Annotated in this window: 20 protein-coding genes and 1 riboswitch; of the genes, 15 read left to right on the top strand and 5 right to left on the bottom strand. The window is 68.5% G+C overall.

Features of this window, described 5'->3' with window-relative positions; all coding sequences use genetic code 11:
* Positions 1 to 120: 120 nt before the first annotated feature.
* Positions 121 to 2,073: an oxidoreductase gene (locus RN02_RS22345; protein ID WP_043316918.1), complete on the bottom strand. Its 1,953-nt coding sequence runs from the start codon at positions 2,071 to 2,073 to the stop codon at positions 121 to 123.
* A 34-nt stretch (positions 2,074 to 2,107) separates the two neighbouring features.
* Positions 2,108 to 2,458: a cupin domain-containing protein gene (locus RN02_RS22340; protein WP_009613539.1), complete on the bottom strand. Its 351-nt coding sequence runs from the start codon at positions 2,456 to 2,458 to the stop codon at positions 2,108 to 2,110.
* A gap of 337 nt (positions 2,459 to 2,795) precedes the next feature.
* On the opposite strand from RN02_RS22340, the gene RN02_RS22335 reads away from it, so the two are divergent.
* Positions 2,796 to 3,839, top strand: a complete 1,044-nt coding sequence (locus tag RN02_RS22335; protein WP_043316916.1) for an ABC transporter substrate-binding protein — start codon at positions 2,796 to 2,798, stop codon at positions 3,837 to 3,839.
* A gap of 89 nt (positions 3,840 to 3,928) precedes the next feature.
* Positions 3,929 to 4,714 (top strand): class II aldolase/adducin family protein, encoded by a 786-nt coding sequence (locus RN02_RS22330; protein WP_052267797.1) that lies wholly within the window; start codon positions 3,929 to 3,931, stop codon positions 4,712 to 4,714.
* Between the two features lie 543 nt (positions 4,715 to 5,257).
* Here the strand turns inward: RN02_RS22330 and RN02_RS22325 are convergent.
* On the bottom strand, positions 5,258 to 6,718 hold the full coding sequence (locus tag RN02_RS22325) for a TolC family outer membrane protein (RefSeq protein ID WP_043268550.1): 1,461 nt from the start codon (positions 6,716 to 6,718) through the stop codon (positions 5,258 to 5,260).
* A 182-nt stretch (positions 6,719 to 6,900) separates the two neighbouring features.
* A riboswitch (TPP riboswitch) is annotated at positions 6,901 to 7,008 on the top strand.
* Positions 7,009 to 7,120: 112 nt separating this feature from the next.
* Between RN02_RS22325 and thiC the strand changes: the two genes are divergently transcribed.
* Entirely contained in the window at positions 7,121 to 9,001 is a 1,881-nt protein-coding gene (gene thiC / locus RN02_RS22320) for a phosphomethylpyrimidine synthase ThiC (protein WP_043316914.1), read from the top strand.
* A gap of 129 nt (positions 9,002 to 9,130) precedes the next feature.
* The gene (cytX, locus tag RN02_RS22315; protein WP_043316912.1) at positions 9,131 to 10,408 is read left to right on the top strand and encodes a putative hydroxymethylpyrimidine transporter CytX; all 1,278 of its coding nucleotides are present in this window, start codon (positions 9,131 to 9,133) and stop codon (positions 10,406 to 10,408) included.
* 775 nt (positions 10,409 to 11,183) lie between these two features.
* On the opposite strand, the gene RN02_RS22310 is transcribed toward cytX, so the two are convergent.
* On the bottom strand, positions 11,184 to 11,939 hold the full coding sequence (locus RN02_RS22310; RefSeq protein ID WP_043316910.1) for an RsiV family protein: 756 nt from the start codon (positions 11,937 to 11,939) through the stop codon (positions 11,184 to 11,186).
* 193 nt (positions 11,940 to 12,132) lie between these two features.
* Between RN02_RS22310 and RN02_RS22305 the strand changes: the two genes are divergently transcribed.
* The 10 genes from RN02_RS22305 (at position 12,133) to RN02_RS22260 (ending at position 23,180) form a co-directional block, all read left to right on the top strand.
* A complete protein-coding gene (locus tag RN02_RS22305; protein ID WP_009613531.1) occupies positions 12,133 to 12,750 on the top strand; it encodes an NUDIX domain-containing protein in 618 nt (205 codons plus the stop codon).
* A complete protein-coding gene (locus RN02_RS22300; protein WP_009613530.1) occupies positions 12,741 to 13,199 on the top strand; it encodes a DUF1249 domain-containing protein in 459 nt (152 codons plus the stop codon). Before RN02_RS22305 ends, RN02_RS22300 begins: the two co-directional genes overlap by 10 nt.
* A gap of 156 nt (positions 13,200 to 13,355) precedes the next feature.
* Positions 13,356 to 14,168 carry a 3',5'-cyclic-AMP phosphodiesterase gene (gene cpdA, locus RN02_RS22295; RefSeq protein ID WP_043316908.1) on the top strand — a complete coding sequence of 271 codons (813 nt, stop codon included), beginning with the start codon at positions 13,356 to 13,358 and terminating at the stop codon, positions 14,166 to 14,168.
* Positions 14,169 to 14,216: 48 nt separating this feature from the next.
* Entirely contained in the window at positions 14,217 to 14,822 is a 606-nt protein-coding gene (locus RN02_RS22290; RefSeq protein WP_009613526.1) for a YqiA/YcfP family alpha/beta fold hydrolase, read from the top strand.
* An 11-nt stretch (positions 14,823 to 14,833) separates the two neighbouring features.
* On the top strand, positions 14,834 to 16,732 hold the full coding sequence (gene parE, locus RN02_RS22285) for a DNA topoisomerase IV subunit B (protein ID WP_043316906.1): 1,899 nt from the start codon (positions 14,834 to 14,836) through the stop codon (positions 16,730 to 16,732).
* A complete protein-coding gene (locus RN02_RS22280; protein WP_043316903.1) occupies positions 16,732 to 17,742 on the top strand; it encodes an esterase-like activity of phytase family protein in 1,011 nt (336 codons plus the stop codon). Before parE ends, RN02_RS22280 begins: the two co-directional genes overlap by 1 nt.
* On the top strand, positions 17,739 to 18,263 hold the full coding sequence (locus RN02_RS22275; RefSeq protein ID WP_043316900.1) for a retropepsin-like aspartic protease family protein: 525 nt from the start codon (positions 17,739 to 17,741) through the stop codon (positions 18,261 to 18,263). Before RN02_RS22280 ends, RN02_RS22275 begins: the two co-directional genes overlap by 4 nt.
* A gap of 7 nt (positions 18,264 to 18,270) precedes the next feature.
* The gene (gene parC, locus RN02_RS22270; RefSeq protein WP_009613518.1) at positions 18,271 to 20,535 is read left to right on the top strand and encodes a DNA topoisomerase IV subunit A; all 2,265 of its coding nucleotides are present in this window, start codon (positions 18,271 to 18,273) and stop codon (positions 20,533 to 20,535) included.
* A gap of 155 nt (positions 20,536 to 20,690) precedes the next feature.
* The gene (locus RN02_RS22265) at positions 20,691 to 21,404 is read left to right on the top strand and encodes a PqiC family protein (RefSeq protein ID WP_043316897.1); all 714 of its coding nucleotides are present in this window, start codon (positions 20,691 to 20,693) and stop codon (positions 21,402 to 21,404) included.
* Between the two features lie 141 nt (positions 21,405 to 21,545).
* Positions 21,546 to 23,180 carry an ArnT family glycosyltransferase gene (locus RN02_RS22260; RefSeq protein ID WP_082033860.1) on the top strand — a complete coding sequence of 545 codons (1,635 nt, stop codon included), beginning with the start codon at positions 21,546 to 21,548 and terminating at the stop codon, positions 23,178 to 23,180.
* A gap of 61 nt (positions 23,181 to 23,241) precedes the next feature.
* On the opposite strand, the gene RN02_RS22255 is transcribed toward RN02_RS22260, so the two are convergent.
* On the bottom strand, positions 23,242 to 24,816 hold the full coding sequence (locus tag RN02_RS22255) for an AhpA/YtjB family protein (RefSeq protein WP_043316896.1): 1,575 nt from the start codon (positions 24,814 to 24,816) through the stop codon (positions 23,242 to 23,244).
* Between the two features lie 188 nt (positions 24,817 to 25,004).
* Here RN02_RS22255 and serB point away from each other — a divergent pair, with 188 nt between their 5' ends.
* The gene (serB, locus tag RN02_RS22250) at positions 25,005 to 26,225 is read left to right on the top strand and encodes a phosphoserine phosphatase SerB (protein WP_009613510.1); all 1,221 of its coding nucleotides are present in this window, start codon (positions 25,005 to 25,007) and stop codon (positions 26,223 to 26,225) included.
* The last annotated feature ends 176 nt before the right edge of the window (positions 26,226 to 26,401 follow it).

The following is a 26,401-nucleotide window of genomic DNA, read 5'->3' as shown; positions in this document are numbered from 1 at the left end:
GCTGTTGTTGGACTTGGCGTGGGACGGGGCGGCTTCGGGTTCGGCTCCGAGCGCGCGGTGGCCAAGGTCAAACGGCGGATAACCGCGAACGGTTATCCGCCCTACGCCCGCCCCAGCGACTCAGATTGCCCAGGCTGCCTTGAGGCCTTCGTAGATCGCTTCTTCGGCCGTGCGCGGGGCCAGGCAGTCGCCGATGCGGCGGAATTCCACCAGGCCTTCCAGCTCGGCGGCCAGGTCGTCCACCGGCTGGTGGCCCTGGCACAGCACCAGGGTGTCGATGCCTTCGAAGATCATCGGTTCGCCGCTGGCGCTGTGCTGCAGGTAGACGCTGCTGTCGTCGCAGCCGTACAGCCGCGCGTAGGGGGTGATCTCGATGCCCAGGCGGTGCAGTTCGCCGGCCAGGTGGTCGCGCACGTAGAGCGGCAGGTTCTCGCCGGCATGGGTACCGTTGACCGCCAGGCGCACCTGGTGGCCGGCGCGCACCAGTTGCTCGGCGATGCCGGGGGCGATCCAGTCGCAGCGCCAGTCGGTGACCAGCACCGAGCGGCCGACCTGCACCTCGCCGCGCAGCACCTGCCAGGCGTCCACCACCTGCAGTTCGCCGCCGCGCTCGAAGGGCGGCCAGTAGGGCCTGGCGCCGGTGGCGACTATCACCAGGTCGGGCTTCTCGGCTTCCACCAGGGTGCGGTCGACGCGGGTGTTGCGCCGCACTTCTACGCCGGCCAGCTGCATTTCGCGCTGCAGGTTGGTGGAGGCGCCGCCGAATTCGGCGCGGCGCGGCAGCAGTTGCGCCAGGTTGACCTGGCCGCCGAGCTGCGCGCCGGCCTCGCAGAGGATTACCTCATGGCCGCGCTGGGCCGCCACCGCCGCAGCCTTCATGCCCGCCGGGCCGCCGCCGGCCACCAGCACGCGCTTGCGTTGCGCGGCCGGTTCTATGCGCCCGTACTGCAGCTCGCGGCCGGTTTCCGGGTGCTGGATGCAGGAGATCGGGTAGCCGCGGTGGAAGTGGCCGATGCACGCCTGGTTGCAGGCGATGCAGGCGCGCACGTCCTCGACGTGGCCGGTCTCGGTCTTGTTCGGCATCTGTGGGTCGCAGATCAGCGCGCGGGTCATACCGCACACGTCGGCCTGGCCGCGGGCGATGATCAGCTCGGCCTCCTGCGGCTGGTTGATGCGCCCGGTGACGAACAGCGGGATGTCCAGGCGCGCCTTGAAGGTCGCGGCGTTGCTGGCCAGGTAGGCGGCCTCGATGGCCATCGGCGGGACGATGTGGATGGCGCCGCCGAGGGAAGCGGAGGTGCCGGCGACTATGTGCACGTAGTCCAGCTCGCCCTGCAGCGCGCGCACGGCCAGCAGCGACTCGTCCTCGGTCAGGCCCTCGGGGTCGCGCTCGTCGGCGGAGATGCGCAGGCCGACGATGAAGTCCTCGGCGGTGGCTGCGCGCACCGCGGCGATCACCTCGCGGGTGAAGCGCAGGCGCGCGTCGAGGTCGCCGTTGTAGCCGTCCGTGCGGCGGTTCACCCGCGGGTTGAGGAACTGCGCCGGCAGGTAGCCGTGGCTGGCCACCACTTCCACGCCGTCCAGCCCGGCCTGGTGCAGGCGCCGCGCGGCGGCAGCGTAGCCGGCGACTATCTCGTCGATCATGCGCTGGTCCAGCTCGCGCGGCATCACGCGGAAGCGCTCATTCGGCGAGGCCGAGGCGGAGTAGGCCACCGCCAGCAGGCCGTCGCTGGACTCCATGATCTCGCGCCCGGGGTGGAAGATCTGCGACAGCACCAGGGTGCCCTCGGCATGGCAGGCCTCGGCGACGCGGCGGTAGCCGGGGATGCAGGCGTCGTCGGTGGCCATCAGCACGTGGGAGGTGTAGCGGGCGCTGTCGTGTACCCCCGCCACCTGCATCACGATCAGCCCTACGCCACCCTTGGCGCGGGCCTGGTGGTAGGCCACCAGTTGGTCGTTGACCAGGTTGTCGGTGGGCATGGAGGTGTCGTGCCCGGTGGACATGATGCGGTTCTTCAGGCGCTTGCCACGGATTTGCAGCGGGCTGAACAGGTGCGGGAAGGCATGGCTCACGGACGTCGTCCTTTCTTGTTGTTCTGCGGGGGGCTCAGGCGTTGCGGGCCTGCCAGTCGACCGGGTAGAGGGCGTAGAACACGCAGGCCTTTTCGCCCTCGTAGGCCAGCGGCGTGCGCTCCGGCACCCAGATCACGTCGCCCGGCGCGGCCTCGATGACGCGCTCGCCCAGGCGCAGGCGGAAGTGGCCTTCGAGCACCACGATGAGTTCGTCGTAGAGCACCGTCCACTCGATGGAGCAGCCGTCGAAGCGGGCCAGGCCGGCGCCCATGGTCTGGCTGTCGGCCGGGCCGATCAGGCGGCAGATGGCGGCGTTCTCCGGCGCCTGGCCGGCATAGGGCTGGAACTGCAGGGCGGACTTCTGGAAGTGGATGACGTCGGACACGGCGGGGCTCCTGGTGGGCGGATGGTCATCTAACGTATTTCCATGGAAATTTACCTTCAGTAAAAAATCAACTTGTTTTTTTAAAAGTGACTGGGTAGTTTCATTTCCACGCCCCGTCGCCGACGGGGCGTGCCCAGCGACGTACTCCACAACAACTACAAGAGGAGATGCGCATGAACCGTGCCCCACGGTCTCTACCCGCGCCGGCCGCACCAGGCCGCGGCGCCCCTCCGCCTCTGACAGCCAGATGCTCCCCGCGAGTTGTTCCGGTACGCCCAACCCACCTCCGCCGTGCCACCGCGGTGGCCACGGTTCGCATCCACAGAGGGTCCGCTCGATGATTTCGCGCAAGAACGCTTTGCAACCCCTGCTGCTGCTCCTGGGACTCGGTCTCGGCAGCGCCCAGGCGCAGGATTCCATGGTCGTGGTCGGCTATGGCGGCGCCGGGCAGAAGGCCCAGGACCTGGCTTTCTTCCAGCCCTTCGCCAAGGCCAGCGGGGCGCGCCTGACCCAGGCCGAGTACAACGGCGAGATGGCGCGCATCAAGGTGATGACCGATACCGGCCATGCCGATTGGGACGTGGTGCAGATCGAGGGCCCGGACCTGGCGCGCAACTGCGACCTGGGCATGTTCGTGCCGCTGGACTGGAAGCAGCTGGGCGGCGCCGACCAACTGGTGCCCAACGCGGCCAAGGAATGCGGCTCGGCCGCGCTGGTGTGGGGCGTGGCCATCGCCTACGACGCCGACAAGCTGAAGACCGCGCCCGGCGGCTGGCAGGACTTCTGGGACCTGAAGAAATTCCCCGGCAAGCGCGGTCTGCGCAAGCGCGCGGTGTACAACCTGGAGTTCGCCCTGATGGCCGACGGCGTCGCCCCGGCGGACGTCTACAAGGTGCTCTCCACCAAGGCCGGCGTCGACCGCGCCTTCGCCAAGCTCGACCAGATCAAGCCGTCGATCCAGTGGTGGGAGGCCGGCGCCCAGCCGCCGCAGTGGCTCGCCGCCGGCGACGTGGTGATGACCACCAGCTACACCGGACGCATCGCCGATGCCCACAAGAGCGGGCGCAACCTCGACCTGGTCTGGCCGGGCGCGCTGTACGGCATGGACTACTGGGCGATCATCAAGGGCTCGCAGCACGTCGACCTGGCCAAGCGCTTCATCGCCTTCGCCAACCAGGCCGACGCCCAGGTCGACTACGTGCACAACATCCCCTACGGCCCGACCAACAAGCAGGCCGCCGAGCGCCTGCCGCAGGACCTGGCGCGCTGGGTGCCGACCGCGCCGGCGAACATCAAGGTGGGCCTGGCCATGGACGACGAGTTCTGGGCCGACCATGGCGAGGAGCTGGAAGAGCGCTTCAACGCCTGGGCGGCGCAATAGGTCAAGCTGCAAGCTGCAAGCAAGAGCGAAGAGCCCGCACATGCTCTTCGCCTGTAGCCTGTCGTTCGAACAACAAGAGGAACCCCGGCATGACCATCCCGATGCCTTCCCGTGAAACCTGCTCCGCCGAAGAGTGGAAGCTGCGCGAGGAGTTGGCCGCCTGCTACCGGCTGATCGCCCATTTCCGCATGAGCGACCTGATATTCACCCACATTTCCCTGCGCCTTCCGGGGCCGGAGCATCATTTCCTGATCAACCCCTACGGGCTGATGTTCGACGAGATCAGCGCCTCCAGCCTGGTGAAGATCGACCTGGCCGGCCACCCGGTGGCGCCGACGCGCTACAAGGTCAACCCGGCCGGCTTCGTCATCCACAGCGCCATCCACGCCGCCCGCGAGGACGCCCAGTGCGTGCTGCACACCCACACCCGCGCCGGCTGCGCGGTGGCCGCCCAGGCCGCGGGGCTGCTGCCGCTGAACCAGATGTCCATGGAGTTCTACGGGCGCCTGGGCTACCACGACTACGAGGGCATCGCGCTGTCGTTCGACGAGCAGCAGCGCCTGGTGCGCGACCTCGGCGACCACCTGGGGATGATCCTGCGCAACCACGGCCTGCTGACCGTGGGCGCGAGCGTGAAGCAGGCGTTCCTGCGCATGTACTACCTGGAGAAGGCCTGCGACATCCAGATCGCCGCCCAGGCCGGCGGCGAACTGGTGATCCCGCCGGACGCGGTGTGCCGGCGCACCGAGCGCCAGTTCAACGAACCGCATCAGCCGCAGGCCGAAGGCGAGCTGAGCGACCCGGACGGCATCGACCTGGCCTGGGAGGCGCTGCTGCGCATGCTGGAGCGCATTGCGCCGGGGTATCGCGACTGAGCGACCGGCCTTGTCTTGCCGGCCGCGCCGAGGTGCTTTTCGTAGGATGGGTTGAGCTTGCGAAACCCATGCGGCCGTGGTGATGGGTATCGCTTCGCTCAACCCATCCTACGACAGCGTTTCTCCTGTTCCTTGTAAGCGCGCCCTGCCCGCGATTTCGCGCGCAGGGCGCGCTCCTACATTGGAATGGCGTGGGTGGGGCGGCGTAGCGGATCTCATCCGCGATCCGCGCCGGGACGTCCGGCTATCGCGGACAAGGTCCGCTCCTACGGGGGGAGGAATACCGTGCTTCCCCACAACCTGTAGGAGCGGGCCCTGCCCGCGATTCGCGCGCAGGGCGCGCTCCTACATGGAAATGGCGTGGGTGGAGCGGTGTAAGCGGATCTCATCCGCGATCCGCGCCGGGACGTCCGGCTATCGCGGACAAGGTCCGCTCCTACGGGAGAGGAGGAATACCGTGCTCCCCGGCAACCTGTAGGAGCGGGCCCTGCCCGCGAAATCGCGCGCAGGGCGCGCTCCTACATGGGAATGGTGTGGGGGTGTTCACTGCTGGGTCCGCGCCTTGCTGCTGCTTTCCAGCTGCTGCTCGGCGGCCTTGGCCAGGTCCGGGGGGAGGAAGTCCTTGTCCGGGTTGTAGTCGGCCTTGAGGTAGGTGCCCAGGGCCTGCAGGTCGGCCGGGCTGAGGGTGCCGGCGGTCTGCTTCAGGCGCAGGTTGTCGAGAATGTAGTCGTAGCGGCTGTTGTTGTAGTCGCGCACCGCGCTGTACAGCTGGCGCTGGGCGTCGAGCACGTCGACGATGTTGCGGGTGCCGACCTGGTAGCCGATCTCGGTGGCTTCCAGCGAGCTCTGGTTGGAGATGATCGCCTGGCGCCGCGCCTTCACCGTTTCCACGTCGGTGTTCACCGCGCGGTGCTGGTTGCGCGCGTCCTGCACCACCTGGCGGCGCTGGCTTTCGCGCAGCTGCTCGCTCTGGCTCAGGCGCTGGTACGACTCGCGCACCTGGGAGCTGGTCAGGCCGCCGCTGTAGATCGGGATGTTCAGCTGCACGCCGACGCTGGTCTGGTCCACCCACTTGCCGTAGGTCGGGGCGGTGCCGGTGTTGGTGAAGCCCAGCGCGTCGTTGTCGCCCTTCTGGTACTGCACCACCGCATCCACGGTCGGCAGGTGCCCGGCCTTGCGCTGGCGCAGGGTTTCCTCGGCGGCAGTAACCGCGAAGTTGCTGGCCTGCAGGGCGATGTTCTGCTGCACCGAGGTATCCACCCAGGCCTTGGCGTCGTTCGGCGTCGGCACCACCACCGGCAGCGAGTGGAGGATGCCCTCGATGCCGCTGTACTCGCGGTTGGTCAGGGTCACCAGGGCCTGGAAGGCGTCTTCCACCGCCTGCTCGGCGACGATCCGGTTGGCCCGCGCGGTGTCGTAGCCGGCCTGGGATTCGAGCACGTCGGTCTTGTCCGACAGGCCGACGTCGAAGCGTTCGTTGGACTGGTCGAGCTGGCGCTTGAAGGCCGCTTCCTCGGCCTTGCTGGCGGCCAGGTTGTCCTGGGCGCGGAGCACGCCGAAGTAGGTCTCGGCGGTCTGCAGGATCAGCCGCTGCTGGGTCGCGGAGAATTCCAGCTGGGCCTGTTCGCTGATGTTTTCCGCGGCCTTGAGCTGGAACCAGCGGTCGGCGCGGAACAGCGGCTGGCTGAGGCTGGCCTGGACCAGTTGGCTGCTGCGGTTGAGGGTCACGTCCGGGGTGTCCAGCGAGGTGCGGCTGGTGCCCAGGCTGCCGCCGGCATTGATCTGCGGCAGCAGGCCGGAGCGCGCCTGGGGCACGACTTCCTTGCGCGCCAGGTAGTCGGCCTGGGCGGCGGCGAGGTCGGCGTTGTTGTCTACGGCATCCTTGTAGACGCTGATCAGGTCGGTCTTGGTCGGCAGCGGAGCGACGCTCGACGTGGGCTGTGCTGCCCAGACGAAACCTGTGGAGGCGGCCACGGCGACAGCCAGGGAGAGTCTGCGCAGCATTCGTTCGTCCTAGAAAGTGTGCGGGTGGGGCAAGGCTACGGTCGCCCCGATTGGCGGTCAAGGCGCCATCTTCGGGCAATTCGTTGCAGCATTGTAGTTGCCGGGGCGTGACCGCGAAGTCGCATCCGATACTTTCGGCCCGGCGGCATTGGCCAAGCGCCGAACTCTTGTTTAGACTGCGGACGTTCTTGTCGGGGTGCCCCATTGCGAGGGGCTGAGATCGGATAGTTCCGGATCCCGTTGAACCTGATCGGGTTAGCACCCGCGTAGGGAACAAGAAGTCCGCGTCCCCAGTGCCTTTCCGGCCGGCCCCAGCCCTCCCCGGACGCGTCCTTTCTCCGCAGTGCCTTGCGGCTCCCGCGTCACCCAGGTTCTCCCGACAATCAACCCAGGAGAGCCAGGATGAGCACCCAGAAGAACAACGTCACCCGCCTTGAACAGCTCGATCGCCAGTCGGCGCAGCCTTTCCCCAATTCGCGCAAGGTCTACCTGACCGGCTCGCGCCCGGACATCCGCGTGCCGGTGCGGGAAATTTCCCTGGCCGACACCCCCACCGCCTTCGGCGGCGAGAAGAACGCCCCGGTGTTCGTCTACGACACCTCCGGCCCCTACACCGACCCCGACGTGCGCATCGACCTGCGCAAGGGCCTGCCCGATGTGCGCTCGCGCTGGATCGACGAGCGCGGCGACACGGAAATCCTCCCCGGCCTGACCTCCGACTTCGGCCAGGCCCGCCTGGCCGACGCCAGCCTCGACGCCTTGCGCTTCGCCCATGTGCGCACCCCGCGCCGGGCCAAGGCCGGGAAGAACGTCACGCAGATGCACTACGCGCGCCAGGGCATCATCACCCCGGAGATGGAATACATCGCCATCCGCGAGAACATGAAGCTGCAGGAAGCCCGCGCCGCCGGCCTGCTCAAGGACCAGCACCCGGGGCAGAGCTTCGGCGCCAGCATCCCGCAGGAGATCACCGCCGAGTTCGTCCGCGAGGAGATCGCCCGCGGCCGCGCCATCATCCCGGCGAACATCAACCACACGGAACTGGAGCCGATGATCATCGGCCGCAACTTCCTGGTGAAGATCAACGGCAACATCGGCAACAGCGCCCTGGGCTCGTCCATCGAGGAAGAGGTGGAGAAGCTCACCTGGGGCATCCGCTGGGGCGCCGACACGGTGATGGACCTGTCCACCGGCAAGCACATCCACGAGACCCGCGAGTGGATCCTGCGCAACAGCCCGGTGCCGATTGGCACCGTGCCCATCTACCAGGCGCTGGAGAAGGTCGGCGGCATCGCCGAGGACCTGAACTGGGAAATCTTCCGCGACACCCTGATCGAGCAGGCCGAGCAGGGCGTGGACTACTTCACCATCCATGCCGGCGTGCTGCTGCGCTACGTGCCGCTGACCGCCAAGCGCGTCACCGGCATCGTCTCCCGCGGCGGCTCGATCATGGCCAAGTGGTGCCTGGCGCACCACCGGGAGAACTTCCTCTATACGCACTTCGAGGAAATCTGCGAAATCATGAAGGCCTACGACGTCAGCTTCTCGCTGGGCGACGGCCTGCGCCCGGGCTCGGTGGCCGACGCCAACGACGCCGCCCAGTTCGGCGAGCTGGAAACCCTCGGCGAGCTGACCAAGATCGCCTGGAAGCACGATGTGCAGGTGATGATCGAAGGCCCCGGCCACGTGCCCATGCAGCTGATCAAGGAGAACATGGACAAGCAGCTGGAATGCTGCGACGAGGCGCCGTTCTACACCCTCGGCCCGCTGACCACCGACATCGCCCCCGGCTACGACCACATCACCTCGGGCATCGGCGCGGCGATGATCGGCTGGTTCGGCTGCGCCATGCTCTGCTACGTCACGCCCAAGGAGCACCTGGGCCTGCCGAACAAGGACGACGTGAAGACCGGCATCATCACCTACAAGATCGCCGCGCATGCTGCCGATCTCGCAAAAGGTCATCCGGGCGCGCAGATCCGCGACAACGCGCTGTCCAAGGCGCGCTTCGAGTTCCGCTGGGAAGACCAGTTCAACCTCGGCCTGGACCCGGACACCGCGCGCGCCTTCCACGACGAGACGCTGCCGAAGGACTCGGCCAAGGTGGCGCACTTCTGTTCCATGTGCGGGCCGAAGTTCTGCTCCATGAAGATCACCCAGGAAGTCCGCGACTACGCCAAGGAGAACGGCCTGACCGACGAGCAGAAGGCCATCGAGGCCGGCTTCCAGGAACAGACCGCGCGCTTCAAGGACGAAGGCTCGGTGATCTACAAACAGGTCTGATCGCTACACCGCGGCACCTGTAGGAGCGAGCCTGCTCGCGAACAGCCCGGGCTCGGGGCCGGTTCGCGAGCAAGCTCGCTCCTACGAAAAGAAGACACATCCCAATAACCCCAGAGCCTTGCGCACATCGTGACCACCACCACTGCAACCAACTACTCACCGGCCATCGCCGTTGGCGCCGCCCAGCGCGTGCTCGGCCTGCGCGACCTGTTCTCCCTGTGGTTCTCCCTCGGCATCGGCCTGATGGTGCTGCAGACCGGCGCGCTGCTGGCGCCCGGCCTGGGCCTGGCCGGCTCGCTGCTGGCGATCTTCCTCGGCACCCTGGTCGGGGTGCTGCTGCTGGCCGCCGCCGGGGTGATCGGCAGCGACACCGGGTTGGCCGCCATGGCCTCGCTCAAGCTCAGCCTGGGCGGTCACGGCGCGGCGCTGCCGGCCGTGCTCAACCTGCTGCAACTGGTGGGTTGGGGCGCCTTCGAGGTGATCGTCATGCGCGATGCCGCCAGCCTGCTGGCCGCGCGCGCCTTCGGCGAGGGCAGCGCCTGGACCAGCCCGGCGCTGTGGACCCTGGTGTTCGGCGCCCTGGCCACCCTGCTGGCGGTCAGCGGGCCGCTGGCCTTCGTCCGCCGCGTGCTGCGCAAATGGGGCATCTGGCTGCTGCTGGCGGCCTGCATCTGGCTGACCTGGGACCTGCTGCACCGCGCGGACCTGGCGGCCATCTGGGCCCGCGGCGGCGACGGCTCGCTGCCGCTGGCGGTGGGCTTCGACATCGCCATCGCCATGCCGCTGTCATGGCTGCCGCTGATCGCCGACTACTCGCGCTTCGGCAAGCACGCCGGGCAGGTCTTCGGCGGCGCCGCGCTGGGCTTCTTCATCGGCTGCTTCTGGCTGATGGGCCTGGGCGTGGCCTACACCCTGGCATTCGCCCAGGGCAGTGACGCCAACGCCCTGCTGCTGGCCCTGGCCGGCGCCGGCATGGGCATCCCGCTGCTGCTGATCCTGCTCGACGAGTCGGAAAAGGCCTTCGCCGACATCCACTCGGCGGCGGTTTCCAGCGGCATCCTGGTGCCGCTGAAGGTCGAGCACCTGGCGCTGATCATCGGCGTGCTCTGCACCCTGATCGCCTGGTTCGCGCCGCTTGAGCAGTACCAGAACTTCCTGCTGCTGATCGGCTCGGTGTTCGCCCCGCTGTTCGGCGTGGTGCTGGTCGACCACTTCCTGCTGCGCCGCCGCGCCGCCGCCGAAGTCCGCCCCGGCCTGCGCTGGGGCTCGCTGCTGGCCTGGGCCGGCGGCGTGGTCACCTACCACCTGCTGGCCAACTACGCCCCGGATCTGGGCGCCACCCTGCCGGCGTTGCTGGTGGCCGGGGTGTTGCAGCTTGCGCTGGGGCGTATCGGCGCGAAGGGCTGAGCGCCTGGCGGAGTGCGGGAGAAACTCAAGCGTAGGATGGGTTGAGCGAAGCGATACCCATCACCATGGCAGCATGGGTTTCGCAAGCTCAACCCATCCTACGAAGAGCACTTCGGTGCAGCCTGTAAAACTGTTGCTCCTACAGGTCGATGCCGAACTTCCCGTCCATGCCGGACAGCCCCCTCTCCCGCTTGCGGGAGAGGGTTGGGGAGAGGGAACGGAGCACCGTTGCCGCCGGTGAACACCGTTCGCGGACAAGGTCCGCTCCTACCGTATGAGCGAGCATGGCTTTCGTAGGATGGTGTTGAGCGAAGCGATACCCATCACCGCAACCGCATGGGTTTCGCAAGCTCAACCCATCCTACGAAAAGCGCTTCGGCGCAGCCTGTAAGACTGTTGCTCCTACAGGTCGATGCCGAACTTCCCGTCCATGCCGGACAGCCCCCTCTCCCGCTTGCGAGAGAGGGTTGGGGAGAGGGAACGGAGTCAGTCCGAAGCACTGCTGCCGCCGGTGAACACCGTTCGCGGACAAGGTCCGCTCCTACCGTATGAGCGAGCATGGCTTTCGTAGGATGGTGTTGAGCGAAGCGATACCCATCACCGCAACCGCATGGGTTTCGCCAAGGCTCAACCCATCCGTTGAGGCGCGTCTCGGCGCGGCCGGCAAGACAGTTGCTCCTACGGGCAGCGCCATGCCTCTCGGTGATCCGTAGGAGCGGGCCCTGCCCGCGAATCGCGCGCAGGGCGCGCTCCTACATGGGAATCGTGCGATGCCCTACTGCGCCCCACGCCCCGGGAAGTAGTACGGCTTGACGATGCCGTTGAGCCGCGGATACGGAATCTTCAGCTCCGGGTGCCCGACCGAGTGCGGGGCGATGCTGTCGATGTCGTACTTCAGCGTCAGCGCGCCGAAGGTCAGGGCGAAGTGCGGGGTCTTGCGGAACGGCCAGTCCCGCAGGAAGTTCGCGTCCTGCTCCACCAGCTTGTTCTGCACCACCCAGGCCTGGTGGGCCAGGCGCGCGTTCTGCCAGAAGGCCTCTTCCTGGCCGGGCAGCAGCACGTCCTGCAGCGTCAGCACCCTGTGCAGGCGGCGGTCGTAGTTGATGAAGGCGCGCCCCGGCTGGCCGTACTCGCCGCCGGTGAAGACGTAGCTGGACAGCTCGACGATCACCAGGCCGTCATGCTGCTCGCGTATCTTCGCCTGCAGGTAGCTGCTCCAGCCCGGCTTGGCGCTGGCCAGGAAATCCCGCTCGTAGCCGGCGAGGCTGGCCGGGCGCGGGTCGTCCGGGGTGTTGCGGGTGAGGTCGAGCAACTGCGTCTCGATGGCCGCATTCAGCGCGGGCTCTGCGTCGAAGCTCAGGGTGTCCAGGTTGAACAGCGGGCACTGCTCGCCCTGGCAGCCCGGCTGCAGGTGTTCGAAGGTGGTATGGCGGGCGCTCAGCGGGTCGCCCAGGCCGGGGCCGAAGAGGCTCTGGCAGCCGCCGAGCGCCAGCAGCAGGCCGGCGGCGGCAAGGGTTTTCAGAAAATCCATGGGTGTCCTTCTTTGCGTGTCCGGCGGCGGTCGGCCGCGCGGCTTGGACCGGCGAAGCCGCGCCGGGTTCGCCGCGCCGCCGAGTGTAGCAGTGTCGCGCGGCTCCCCGCCGGGCGGTGGCGGAAAGAGGCTGCGCGGGGCACGGCGTCGCGATAGGATGGCGCGAAGTTCAACCGATCGATGAGTGTGTGGGATGGCGGATATCTTCAAGGCGGGTCCGGACGACGTGGAGATCACTCGACGCGAGGAGTGCTTCCGCGGCTTCTATCGCATCGAGCGTCTGCACCTGCGTCATCGCCAGTTCGCCGGCGACATGGGGCCGCTGATCAGCCGCGAGCTGTTCGTCCGCCACGATGCCGTCTGCGTGCTGCCCTACGACCCGCAGCGCGACGAAGTGGTGCTGATCGAGCAGTTCCGCGTCGGCGCCCTGGAGGCCGGGGTCAACCCCTGGCTGCTGGAGCTGGTCGCCGGGCTGATCGACAAGGACGAAGAACCTGAAGAGGTCGCCCGCCGCGAAGCCGTGGAAGAAGCCGGCCTGAACCTCGGCGCGCTCTGGCCGATCAGCCAGTACCTGCCGTCGCCCGGCGGCAGCAACGAGCTGGTGCACCTGTTCGTCGGCCGTTGCGACAGCAGCCTGGCCTCGGGCATCCATGGCCTGGAGGAGGAGGGCGAGGACATCCGCGTCCACGTGCTGGCCCTGGAGGATGCCCTGCAGGCCGTGCGCGACGGGCGCGTCAACAATGCCGCGAGCATGCTCGCCCTGCAATGGCTGGCGCTGAACCGCGCCGAGGTTCGTGGCCTATGGGTGTGAACCTGCTGCGTGAACGCTACCGCGTCGACCTGGCCGGGCTGCAAGCCACCTGCGAGGCCAACTACCTGCGCCTGATGCGGCTGCTGCCGGACATGCGCGAAGTGCAGTCGCAGCGCCGCGTGGCGCTGAGCGAGGGCGAACGCCTGCTCGGCGTGCTGGCCCTGGAAGTGATCGAGGCCTGCCCCTACACCACCACCCTGCAGGTGCGCCAGGAGCTGGGCCTGCCCTGGCTGCCCGCGCCGCGCCTGGAAGTGCGCGTCTACCATGACGCGCGCATGGCCGAAGTGGTCGGCGCCGAGCAGGCGCGCCGCCTGCTGGCCATCTACCCTTACCCGAACCAGGCCATGCACCAGCCGGACGAGAAGAGCCAGCTCAACCTCTTCCTCGGCGAATGGCTGAGCCACTGCCTGGCCTGCGGCCATGAGCTGGAGCCGGTCCTGCAACGCTGATAGTGCGGGTGATGGCGTTGCGCCATGATAGGGTGTCGTTCGTCCGGCCGACGGTGAGCATACTGTGAACTGTGACTCTTTCCCGGTTTGCCCGGCACCGGGGCTGTCACCATACTTCCTTCAACGACGACGCCTCGCCTGACAGGAGAAGGCGCATTGCCTGCGAAAGAATTTTCCTCAAATGAGCCGGTGCTGCTGGTACAGCTCACTGACAGCCATCTGTTCGCCGAGCACGATGGCCGGCTTCTCGGCATGGATACCGCGGACAGCCTGCAACAAGTGGTGAAGCGCGTCCTCGAGGAGCAGCCGCGGATCGACCTGGTCCTGGCGACGGGTGATATCTCGCAGGACGGTTCCCCAGAGTCGTACAGACGTTTCCTGGATATCTGTTCCAGCATTCAGGCACCGGCCCGCTGGTTCCCCGGCAACCACGACGAGCTGGCGCCCATGCGCGAAGTCTGCGCCGGCAGCGACCTCCTCGACCCGGTGCTCGACCTGGGCGCCTGGCGCATCGTCCTGCTCGATTCCACCATCCCCGGCGCGGTGCCCGGGCAGGTGTCCGCCGAGCAACTGGCGCTGCTGGACCAAGCCCTGCACGACGCGCGCGATCGCCACGTGCTGGTGGCCTTCCACCACCACCCGGTGAGCATCGGCAGCCAGTGGATGGACCGCATCGGCATCCGCAACCCGGATGACCTGTTCGCCGTGCTCGACCGCCACCGGCACGTGCGCTGCCTGCTCTGGGGCCACGTGCACCAGGAAATCGACCGCCTGCGCGGCGACGTGCGCCTGTTGGCGTCCCCTTCCACCTGCGTGCAGTTCGCCCCGGGCAGCGAGGACTTCGGCGTGGACACCCTGGCGCCGGGCTACCGCTGGCTGCGCCTGCTGCCCGATGGCGGCGTGCAGACCGGCGTGTCGCGGGTCACCGGCATCGATTTCCAGGTGGACTACAGCGTCCAGGGCTACTGACGCGTGCGGCTTGCAGGCAGCGGCTCGCTGCTTGTAGCCTCCCGCACCATGACCGATATCCTCTATATCCACGGCTTCAACAGCTCCCCCGCCTCGCAGAAGGCGCGCCAGCTCGCGGCTGTCATGGAGCGCCTGGGCTTGCAGGCGCACCTGCGGGTGCCCGAACTGCACCACCACCCGCGGCAGGCCATGGCCCAGCTGCAGGCGGCCATCGGCGAACTCGACCGGCCCTTGCTGGTCGGCAGTTCCCTGGGCGGCTACTATGCGACCCATCTCGCCGAGCGGCACGGCCTCAAGGCCCTGCTGATCAACCCGGCGGTGCTGCCCCACGGCCGTTTCGACGGCTACCTGGGGCCGCAGAAGAACCATTACAGCGGCGAGGAATGGGTGCTGACCCAGGACCACGTCGACGCCCTGGCGGAACTCGAAGTGCCGCCGCCGGTCGATGCGGCGCGCTACCAGGTGTGGCTGCAGACCGGCGATGAAACCCTCGACTACAAGGTCGCCGCGGTCTTCTACCGGGCCTGCGCCTTGCGCATCGAGGCCGGCGGCGACCACGGCTTCCAGGGCTTCGCCCGCTGGCTGCCGGCGCTGCTGGCCTTCGCCGGGGTGCCGGCGGGCCTGTGGCGCGACCTCGATTTCACAACTCTTTGAAAAGGGACCCCATGGCCCAGCAGAACGCCTATACCGCAGAAGCCATCGAAGTCCTCTCCGGCCTCGATCCGGTGCGCAAGCGCCCGGGCATGTACACCGACACCACGCGGCCCAACCACCTGGCCCAGGAAGTCATCGACAACTCCGTGGACGAGGCCCTGGCCGGCCACGCCAGGAGCGTGCAGGTGATCCTCCACGAGGACAACTCGCTGGAAGTGATCGACGACGGCCGCGGCATGCCGGTGGACATCCACCCCGAAGAGGGCGTGCCGGGGGTCGAGCTGATCCTCACCAAGCTGCATGCCGGCGGCAAGTTCTCCAACAAGAACTACCAGTTCTCCGGCGGCCTGCACGGCGTGGGCATCTCGGTGGTGAACGCGCTTTCCACCCAGGTGGAAGTGCGCGTCAAGCGCGACGCCAACGAATACCGCATGACCTTCGCCGACGGCTTCAAGGCCAGCGACCTGGAGGTCATCGGCAGCGTCGGCCGGCGCAACACCGGCACCACCGTGCGCTTCTGGCCCGATCCGAAGTATTTCGACTCGCCGAAGTTCTCCGTCAGCCGCCTGAAGCACGTGCTCAAGGCCAAGGCTGTGCTCTGCCCGGGGTTGCTGGTCACTTTCGAGGACAAGAGCAGCGGCGAGCGCGTCGAATGGCACTACGAGGACGGCCTGCGTTCCTACCTGGCCGACTCGGTGTCCGAGCTGCCGCGCCTGCCGGAAGAGCCCTTCTGCGGCACCCTGGCCGGCAGCAAGGAGGCGGTGGACTGGGCCCTGCTGTGGCTGCCCGAGGGTGGCGAGTCGCTGCAGGAAAGCTACGTCAACCTGATCCCCACGGCCCAGGGCGGCACCCACGTCAACGGCCTGCGCCAGGGCCTGCTGGATGCCATGCGCGAGTTCTGCGAGTTCCGCAACCTGCTGCCGCGCGGCGTCAAGCTGGCCCCGGAAGACGTCTGGGAACGCATCGCCTTCGTCCTCTCGATGAAGCTGCAGGAGCCGCAGTTCTCCGGGCAGACCAAGGAGCGCCTGTCGTCTCGCGAGGCGGCGGCCTTCGTCTCCGGCGTCGTGAAGGACGCCTTCAGCCTCTGGCTCAACGCCAACCCCGAGCTGGGCCTGCAACTGGCGGAGCTGGCCATCAGCAACGCCGGCCGCCGCCTGAAGGCGGGCAAGAAAGTCGAGCGCAAGAAGATCACCCAGGGCCCGGCGCTGCCCGGCAAGCTGGCCGACTGCGCCGGCCAGGACCCGATGCGCGCCGAGCTGTTCCTGGTGGAGGGCGACTCCGCCGGCGGTTCGGCCAAGCAGGCGCGGGACAAGGAATTCCAGGCGATCATGCCGCTGCGCGGGAAGATCCTGAACACCTGGGAAGTGGACGGCGGCGAAGTGCTGGCCAGCCAGGAAGTGCACGACATCGCCGTGGCCATCGGCGTCGACCCGGGCGCCGCCGACCTGAGCCAGTTGCGCTACGGCAAGATCTGCATCCTCGCCGACGCCGACTCCGACGGCCTGCACATCGCCACCCTGTTGTGCGCGCTGTTCGTCCGCCACTTCCGCCCGCTGGTGGAAGCCGGGCACGTCTACGTGGCCATGCCGCCGCTGTACCGCATCGACCTGGGCAAGGAAGTCTTCTACGCCCTGGACGACGCCGAGCGCGACGGCATCCTCGACCGCCTGCTGGCCGAGAAGCGCCGCGGCAAGCCGCAGGTCACCCGCTTCAAGGGCCTGGGCGAGATGAACCCGCCGCAGCTGCGCGAAACCACCATGGACCCGAACACCCGGCGTCTGGTGCAACTGACCCTGGAAGACGCCGAGGGCACCGTCGAGATCATGGACATGCTGCTGGCCAAGAAACGCGCCGGCGACCGCAAGTCCTGGCTGGAGACCAAGGGCAACCTGGCCGAGGTCCTGGCCTGATGCGCCGCGCGATGGCCGCCCTGGCGGCCGTGCTCGGCTGCGCCCAGGCCCTGGCGGACGCACCCGCGGTAGGGCAGGGGCCGGCCCTGCAGTTCCTCTCCGAGCACGCCGTGGAAGGCATGCCCGCGGGCAACCTGTCGGGGCTGGCGCTGTGCGGCGGCGAGCTGTGGACGGTGTCCGACCGCGACGACGACCGCCTCTACGGCCTGCGCCCGGACGAAACCCCGGGCAGCGTCTGGCAGGCCCGCGCCGAGACCTTCAGCGCGCCCGGGCTGCCCGACAGCGGCCTGTCCTGGGGCGCCCGCGCGCGCACCTGGCTGTACGGCCTGGTGCGCGGCGGGGCCATGGACTTCGAAGGCCTCAGCTGCGACGGCAAGGGCAACCGCTACCTGGTCAGCGAGGCCTATGCCGGCGTGCTGCGGGTGCCGGAGGCCGGCGCCGCGCAATGGCTGGAGCTGCCGCCGACGCTGCTGCGCCAGGCGCGCGCCAGCGGCCTGCTGATGGTCAACAACGCCTACTACGAAGGCCTGGCCATCGACGCCGACGGCAAGCGCCTGTGGCTCGCTGCCGAGCGCCAGCGCCGCGGCCTGCTGCGCCTGCGCAACGACAACGGCAGCTGGAAATGCGACGGCGCCTGCGTGCTGCTCAGCGAGACCGGGACGGCGCTGCCGCCGCCGCAACTGGAAAGCGACAAGCCGCTGGCCCTGGACTTCTCCGACCTGGCGCTGTACCAGGGCAAGCTGTTCACCCTGGAGCGCCTGGTGCACCAGGTCTGCCGGCGCAACGCCGACAGCGGCGCCGCCGAGCGCTGCTGGTCGTTCGCCGACGGCGCCCTGGCCCCGGAGCGCCGCTACGCCTTGCCCTACGGCGTGGCCGAGGCCCTGGTGATCGACGACAAGGGCGCCTGGATCGGCCTGGACAACGGCGACGCGGCCCGCGCCGACGGCGATGCGCGACCCTACGTGCTGCGCTTCGCCGCCCCGGCGGAGGGCTGGCTGGGTGGCAAATGAACGACGTGCAACCCGGACGCCGCCTCGGCAAGGCCATGATGCTGCTCGCCTGGCTGGCCGGCATCGGCCTGGCCACGCACTTCTTCGGCCTGTGGGAAAAGCGCCAGCACAACCCCAACGTCCAGCCGCAGTCGCTGCACGGCGATGGCTACGTGGAGCTGCGCCTGCTAGGCAACCGCCAGGGCCACTACGTGTTCGACGGCCTGATCGACGGTGCGCCGGCGACCTTCCTGCTGGACACCGGCGCCAGCGCCGTGGCCGTGCCGGAAGCCCTGGCCCTGCGCCTGCAACTGCAGCGTGGCGCGCCCATCGACCTGGACACCGCCAACGGCCGCACCCGGGGCTGGCGCACGCGCCTGCAGCGCCTGGAGCTGGGCGACATCCTCTTGAAGGACGTGCCGGCGATCATCGCCCCGGGCATGGGCGGCAACGAGGTGCTGCTCGGCATGAGCGCCCTCAGACAACTCGAATTCTCCCAGCGCGACGGCACCCTGGTGCTGCGCCAGAACACTTCCCCGTGAGGCACGCATGAGCGAAACCCTCGATCTGAGCCTGGAAGGCGTGGAGCGTCGCTCCCTCGCCGAGTTCACCGAACAGGCCTACCTGAACTACTCCATGTACGTGATCATGGACCGCGCCCTGCCGCACATCGGCGACGGCCTGAAGCCCGTGCAGCGGCGCATCGTCTACGCCATGAGCGAACTGGGCCTGGACGCCGACTCCAAGCACAAGAAGTCGGCGCGCACCGTCGGCGACGTGCTCGGCAAGTACCACCCCCACGGCGATTCGGCCTGCTACGAAGCCATGGTGCTGATGGCCCAGCCGTTCTCCTACCGCTACCCGCTGGTGGACGGCCAGGGCAACTGGGGTGCGCCGGACGATCCCAAGTCCTTCGCCGCCATGCGCTACACCGAGGCGCGCCTGTCGCGCTACGCCGAAACCCTGCTCTCCGAGCTGGGCCAGGGCACTGCCGACTGGGTGCCGAACTTCGACGGCACCATGCAGGAGCCGGCAGTGCTGCCGGCGCGGCTGCCGAACCTGCTGCTCAACGGCACCACCGGCATCGCCGTGGGCATGGCCACCGACGTGCCGCCGCACAACCTGCGCGAAGTGGCCGCGGCCTGCGTGCGCCTGCTCGACCAGCCGGACGCCGGCGTCGGCGAGCTGCTCGAGCATGTGCAGGGCCCGGACTTCCCCACCGAGGCGGAAATCATCACCCCGCGCGCCGACCTGCAGAAGATCTACGAGACCGGCCGCGGCTCGGTGCGCATGCGCGCCGTATACCGCGTCGAGGACGGCGACATCGTGGTAACAGCGCTGCCGCACCAGGTCTCCGGGGCCAAGGTGCTGGAGCAGATCGCCGCGCAGATGCAGGCCAAGAAGCTGCCGATGGTCGCCGACCTGCGCGACGAGTCGGACCACGAGCACCCCACCCGCATCGTCATCATCCCGCGCTCCAACCGCGTGGACGCCGACGAGCTGATGACCCACCTGTTCGCCACCACCGACCTGGAAAGCTCGTACCGGGTGAACCTCAATGTCATCGGCCTGGACGGCAAGCCGCAGGTCAAGGACCTGCGCCAGCTGCTCAGCGAATGGCTGACCTACCGCACCGACACCGTGCGCCGCCGCCTGCAGTTCCGCCTGGACAAGGTGGAGAAGCGCCTGCACCTGTTGGAAGGCCTGCTGATCGCCTTCCTCAACCTCGACGAGGTGATTCACATCATCCGCACCGAGGACCAGCCCAAGCCGGTGCTGATGGAGCGCTTCGCCCTCACCGACGTGCAGGCCGACTACATTCTCGACACCCGCCTGCGCCAGCTGGCGCGCCTGGAAGAGATGAAGATCCGCGGCGAGCAGGACGAGCTGGCCAAGGAGCGCGCCAAGCTGCTGGCGATCCTCGGTTCCAACGCCAAGCTGCGCAAGCTGGTGCGCGACGAGCTGATCGCCGACGCCGAGACCTATGGCGACGACCGCCGCTCGCCGATCGTCGAGCGCGCCGAGGCCAAGGCCCTCTCGGAAACCGAGCTGATGCCCACCGAGCCGGTCACAGTGGTGCTTTCCGACAAGGGCTGGGTGCGTTGCGCCAAGGGCCACGACATCGACGCCGAAGGGCTTTCATACAAGGCCGGCGACACCTTCAAGGCCGCGGCGCCGGGGCGCTCGAACCAGTACGCGGTGTTCATCGACTCCACCGGGCGCAGCTACTCGCTGGCGGCCCACAGCCTGCCGTCGGCGCGCGGCCAGGGCGAGCCGCTGACCGGCCGCCTGACGCCGCCGCCGGGCGCCAGCTTCGAGCGCGTGCTGCTGCCCGAGGACAACGCCCTGTACGTGCTGGCTTCGGACGCCGGCTATGGCTTCGTGGTCAAGGGCGAGGACATGCAGGCCAAGAACAAGGCCGGCAAGGCCCTGCTCAGCCTGCCCAACGGCGCCCAGGTCATGGCCCCGCGGCCGGTGGCCGACGTCGAGCAGGACTGGCTGGCGGCGGTGACCACCGAGGGCCGCCTGCTGCTGTTCAAGGTCTCCGATCTGCCGCAGCTGGCCAAGGGCAAGGGCAACAAGATCATCAGCGTGCCGGGCGAGCGCGTGGCCAGTCGCGAGGAATACCTGACCGACCTGGCAGTTCTGCCGCCGGGGGCGACCCTGGTGCTGCAGGCCGGCAAGCGCACCCTGTCGCTGCGCGGCGACGACCTGGAGCACTACAAGGGCGAGCGCGGACGGCGCGGCAACAAGCTGCCGCGTGGCTTCCAGAGGGTCGATGCGCTGCTGGTCGAGTCACTGTCTCAGGACTGAAACGCTCTGCGATACACTCTGCCTCTGGAGCTATGGCGCCGGTTAAGGGATGATAGGTCCCTTTGACGCTGGCGCCATGGCTCCATTGTCGTTTTGGTTTGTGGTTTTTTGTAGCAAGTGACGCCGATCTTCGGCGAATTAACGGTGATTGCACGATGAGCGCCCTGCGCGTCCTCGCATGTCTTTCCCTCGTCGGCCTCCTCGGGCTGGCGGGCTGTACGGTGAATCGGCCGACGCAACTGTACCAACTGGATGCCGGTGCGACCCCGCTGCCGACCCGCGACAACGGTATCGCCGTACTGCTCGGTCCGGTGCAACTGGCCGACTACCTGCAACGTGAGTCCATGGTCCAGCGCCAGGCCGATGGCATCCTCAACCTGTCCACCGAGGCGCGCTGGGCCGGCAGCCTGGAAACCAACGTCAGCCAGCTGCTGGTGCGCCAGCTGTCCAGTAGCCTGGACACCACCCGCCTGGCGCTGTTCCCGGAACAGCCGGGGTTCACCCCGCAGGTGCAGGTGATGCTGACCATCACCCGCCTGGATTCCGGCCCGAAGGAGCCGGCGGTGCTGGATGCGCGCTGGCGCCTGCTCGACCAGAAGGGCACGCTGCGCGACAGCCGCGTGTTCCACGAAGAGGAAAAGCACGACGGCAGCCTGCAGGACCAGGTTCGTGCGCAGAGCGAACTGCTGCGCCGCCTCGCCGGGCAACTGGCCCAGGACGTGCGCCCGGTGGCGGTGGCCACCGAGCAGCCGGCCGCTCCGCGCAAGCCGGCGGCGAACACCGAGCAGGCCGCCAAGCCCAAGGAAGAAGGGCCGAAGATGCCGCTGGTGGTGCCCATCCACAACAACGTCGAAGTCTTCCGCTTCTGATCGGCCGTGGCCCGCGAGCATTCTCCTCCGCGGGCCGTTTTCGTTGACGATTTCTTGACCGCGACGGTGCTAACAAGGCAGCGGTTCTGCCGGCACCGTTGATCGGAATCCCTTCGATCGGCGCCCGGCGGGGGTAAGCCCTTGCCAGCCTCCCTCTCCCCGTCGTCCTCCAGGCTGGCCAGCCTGAGCCCGGCCGCCCGCGCCTGGCTGCTGGGCGCGCTCGCCCTGTTGCTGTTCTGCGCCCAGGCCAAGGGGCGGGCGATCATCGGCTTCGACTCGCGTTTCGTGCTGTTCGCCCAGGAAATGCTGCGCCACGGGCCGAGCCTGTTCCCCGCCACCTACGGCGAGCCCTACCCGGACTACCCGGGCACCTCGACGCTGTTCATCTACCTGCTGTCGCTGCCGTTCGGCCGCGTCGACAGCCTGGGCGCCTGGCTGCCCTCGGCGCTGGCCGCGGCGGCGCTGGTGGCCCTGGTGTACCGCCTGCTGGAGCCGATCTCGCCGCGTTGGGCGCTGCTCGCCGTGGCGCTGTTGCTGCTCACCGCGACCTTCGTCAGCGAGACCCGCGCGGTCTCGCTGGACCAGATGGTCGCGGCGCTGGCCCTGGGCGCCTTCTACCTCGCCTATCGCGATCGTGAACGTCCGCTACCGGCCCTGTTGGCAAAGCTGGGGGCGCTGCTGCTGGGCGGTTTCCTGGTCCGTGGCCCGCTGGGCCTGGTGATTCCCGCTGCAACGGTCTGCGCCTGCTGGCTGGCGGCGCGGGACTGGCGCCGGCTGCTGGTCTTCGGGCCGTTCGCCGCGGCCCTGCTGGTGTTCTGCTGCCTGGCCCTGCTGGGCGCCGCCGAGCTGAGCGGCGGCCCCGGTTTCGTCCGGGAGGTGCTGCAGATGCAGGTCATCGGTCGCATCGACGGCAGCGCCGGGGCCAGTTCGCCGTTCTATTACTTCCTCAGTGCGCCCGGCAATTACGCCCTGGCGTTCCCCCTGGCGCTGCCGGTGCTGTTGCTGCTGCCCGGCGCGCGCGGAAGGGGAGAGGCGGAGGGCACGCGGATACTGCTCTGGGCCTGCGTTCTGGCGGCGTTGCTGGTGATGCTCGGGCTTTCCGTACCGCAGGCGAAGAAGGCCCGCTACATCCTGGCGGCGGGGCCCTACATGGCGATAATCGCCGCCTATCCCTTTCACGTGACCGGCAGCCGCCTGGCTTCGGCGTTGCGCTGGGTGATGCAGGGCGTCTGGTTGCTCCTACCCGGGCTGCTGGCGCTGACGCTGGCATTCGCCTGGTGGCGTCTGGCCGGAGCGTTGCAGGGCTATCGGCTCGCCCTGTGCGCCACCCTGGCGCTGTCGCTGCTCCTGCAGGGCTCGGCCCTGTGGGCGCTGCGCCATCCGCGGCTGCGGGCTCCGGGGCTGGCCGGTTGCGCCGTGCTGGCGCTGTGGGCGGCCTATATTCTCGCCTTCGAGCCCCTGGAGCGCGGGCTGTACGACACGCGCGCCTTCAGCCTGGCTGCCGACGCGGCCATGGCCGCCAGGCCGGCGCCGGTGGCTTTCGTCGGGCTGGGCAAGGACGCCAAGGCGATCAAGTATCTGGTCAACCTCGACCACGACCTGCTGCCGCGCTTCATCGATCAGGACAGCCAGTTGCAGGGCCTGCGGGGCCCGCTCTACCTGGTGATGTCGGTGGCGCGCCTGCGCGCTGTGCAGCCGGCGGTCCTGGCCGGCCTGAGGCCGTTGGTGACCGCCGACTTCGACCATGAGCCCCACGTGCTGCTGTACCTGCCCTGAGGTTGCTCGATAGCAGGTTGCAGAAGGAGACCGGCCGCCCGTCGTGCGGCCGGCAGCGCGGTCAGGACGTGCGCAGGGCGCGCATGCGGGTGAGCTGACGTTCCAGCATCGACGGGTAGGGTTCCTTCAGCCATTCCACGCAACTGGCCTCGGCCGGGTTGGCGATGGCGCGGACGCGGGCGCGCTGGCGCACCTGCTCGTCCTCGGCAATGGCGCGCTCGATCAGCAGCAGGTTGCGGCTGTGCTGGCTGAGGTTCAGGGCGTTCTGCACGGCGCCCTCCTGCAGCAGCTCGGCCTGGGCCAGTTCCGCCAGCTCGTCGCCCTGGGTCAGGCCCAGTTGCAGTTGCAGGGTAATGCCGCTGTCCACCACCTCGATCTGCAGGGCGTGGCCGAGGGCGCGCATCAGCTCGCCGCAGCACAGGGCGTGGGTGAGGTAGTCGTCGTCGTCGCGGGCGTGGAAGAGGATCAGGCTGCCGCCGTCGCTGAGGGTGAACAGCTGGCCCTTGTACAGCCGTGCGGCCTGCTCCAGGCAGTCGCGGTAGCGCTCCAGCAGGTCCACCAGGCGGCTGCGCGGCAGGCGCCGCAGCTGTTCCTGGTTGCCCAGTTGCACGGCCAGCACGGCGCAGGGGTTGGGCAGCTGTGGCTCGGGTTCTTCCTCGGGCTCTTCGGCGATTTCGGCGGCTTCTTCGGAGAAGTCCTCGGCGAACGCCTCAGCGGCCACGGGCGTTTCGTCGTGCAGTTCGTCCTCGGCGAAGATGTTCTCGTCGAACTCGTGCTCGTCGCGCGGCAGGTCGAGGCGGGGTTCGCGTTCGTCCTCCGGCTCGCTGGCGATGTCGTCGGCGACGGGCCTGGCCGGCTTCTCCGCGGCTTTCGCCAGGGTCGGCGCGGCCGCCTTGGGCGCGGGCTTGCGCGGCGCGGGAGCGGGCTCGGGGGCTGGCGGCTTCTCCGGCACCAGGCGTGCCTGGAGCTGGCGGGCCAGGTCGCCGATCTCGTTCTGCAGGCCGGCGCCGGGGGCGGGGTCGTCCGGGTCGCGCAGCCACACGCGCAGCTGCAGCAGCGGGGTGGAGATGTGGCGGCCCAGGCGCAGGCTGAGGGTCAGGGTGAGCAGCAGCAGGATCAGGCTGATCAGGCCCATGCTCTGCAGGCTGACCATCATCGGCTGCTGGAACTGCTCCATGTCCAGGCTGATGCGCAACTGGCCGGCCATGACCTCCTGGAAGGTGATCTGCGTCGAGTAGACGCCCTCGCTGTCGCCCAGCAGGCCCTGCTTGGGCCGCGAGCCGGCCTCGGCCAGGGTGCGGCCGTCGGCGCTGTAGATGGCGGCGTGGGCCACCAGCGGGTTCTTGGTCAGGTTGCCCAGCAGCACGTTGAGGCTGAGGATGTCGTTGGACACCAGCAGCTCGGTGGCCGAGGCCGCGGTCTGGGTGGTCAGGCTCTGGCCCACGGCGTCGGCCTGCTGGTGCATGGCCTGCTTGAACTGCATGCCCATCACCCAGGCGTAGATCAGCAGCGCCGCCGCCACCAGCACCAGGCTGTGGATGGCGATGCGCAGGGCGATGGGCACCCGGCGCTGGCGCAGGGCGTGGTACAGCAACAGGAAGAAATTATCGGGCTTGACGGACGTGGGCCGGGTCACAGCGGGCTCGGTCTTCTATGAAGGACAGTCCCGGCAGTATAACGGCGCCCCGGAAGCGGGCAAAGCGCCGGTCCGTCCGTGATCCGGCCGGCACGGACGATCCGATCGGCGGTTGTGCCGCCGGCGGGCGAGGCGGCGGCCGAGAAAGGCGCTAGAATGTGCGCTTTTTCCATGGCGGAGACTGCGCCTTGCGCGAAATCGTCCTGATCAACATCACCGGGGAAGACCGCCCCGGCCTCACCGCCGCCATCACCGGCGTGCTGGCCCAGGGCGGGGTGAACATCCTCGACATCGGCCAGGCGGTGATCCACGACACCCTGTCCTTCGGCATCCTGGTGGAGATTCCCGACACCGAGCGGGCCTCCGCGGTCCTCAAGGACGTGCTCTTCACCGCCTACGAGCTCGACCAGCAGGTGCGCTTCACCCCCGTTTCCGAGGCCGACTACCAACAATGGGTCGGCGGCCAGGGCAAGCCACGCCAGATCGTCACCCTGCTGACGCGCCGGGTGACCGCCGAGCAGTTGCAGCGGGTCAGCTCGATCACCGCCAAGTACGGGCTGAACATCGACCACATCGACCGCCTGTCCGGGCGCATGCCGTTGGACATGCCGGCCGAGCGCGGCAAGGGCTGCATCGAGTTCTCCGTGCGCGGCGAGCCGGCCGACCCGGTGGCCCTGCGCGCCGAGTTCCTCAGCGTGGCCCAGGAGCTGAACGTCGACATCGCCTTCCAGCGCGACTCGCTGTACCGCCGCAACCGCCGCCTGGCGGTGTTCGACATGGACTCGACGCTGATCGAGGCCGAGGTCATCGACGAGCTGGCCAAGGCCGCCGGCGTCGGCGAGCAGGTGTCGGAAATCACCGAGCGGGCGATGCGCGGCGAGCTGGACTTCCGCGCCAGCTTCAAGGAGCGCCTGGCGCTGCTCAAGGGCCTGTCCGAGGACGTGCTCGAGGAAATCGGCGCCTCGCTGCGCCTGACCGAGGGCGCCGAGACGCTGTTCGCCGAGCTCAAGCGCCTGGGCTACAAGACCGCCATCCTCTCCGGCGGCTTCACCTATTTCGCCCGCCAGCTGCAGGCGAAGCTGGGCATCGACTACGTCTTCGCCAACGAACTGGAGATCGTCGACGGCAAGGTCACCGGCGTGGCCATCGAGCCGATCGTCGACGCCCAGCGCAAGGCCGACCTGCTGCGCGAACTGGCGGCGAAGGAAGGCCTGCAACTGGAGCAGACCATCGCCGTGGGCGACGGCGCCAACGACCTGCCGATGCTCGGCCTGGCCGGCCTGGGCGTGGCCTTCCGCGCCAAGCCGCTGGTCAAGCAGTCGGCCAAGCAGGCTATCTCCACCCTGGGCCTGGACGGCATCCTCTACCTGCTGGGCTTCCGCGACCGCGAGGGCGTGGACGGGCGCTGAGGCGGTGTGGGAATACCGGCCTGTCGGCCGGATCGCGGATGAATCCGCTCCTACGGGAAATGCCGTGCCCATGGCGGTGTCCGCCGCTTCCGGCTGTTGGTGTATCGGCGGATAACCGCGAACGGCTATGCGCCCTACCGATCACCCGCCACGGAGCTTGGTGTCGACTTGTAGGA

It is taken from the genome of Pseudomonas sp. PI1 (genome assembly GCF_000812405.1).
In the GTDB taxonomy this organism is placed as follows: domain Bacteria; phylum Pseudomonadota; class Gammaproteobacteria; order Pseudomonadales; family Pseudomonadaceae; genus Pseudomonas; species Pseudomonas citronellolis.
The sequence above is the reverse complement of the archived record's forward strand: the minus strand, read 5'-3'. Positions and strand labels throughout refer to the sequence as shown.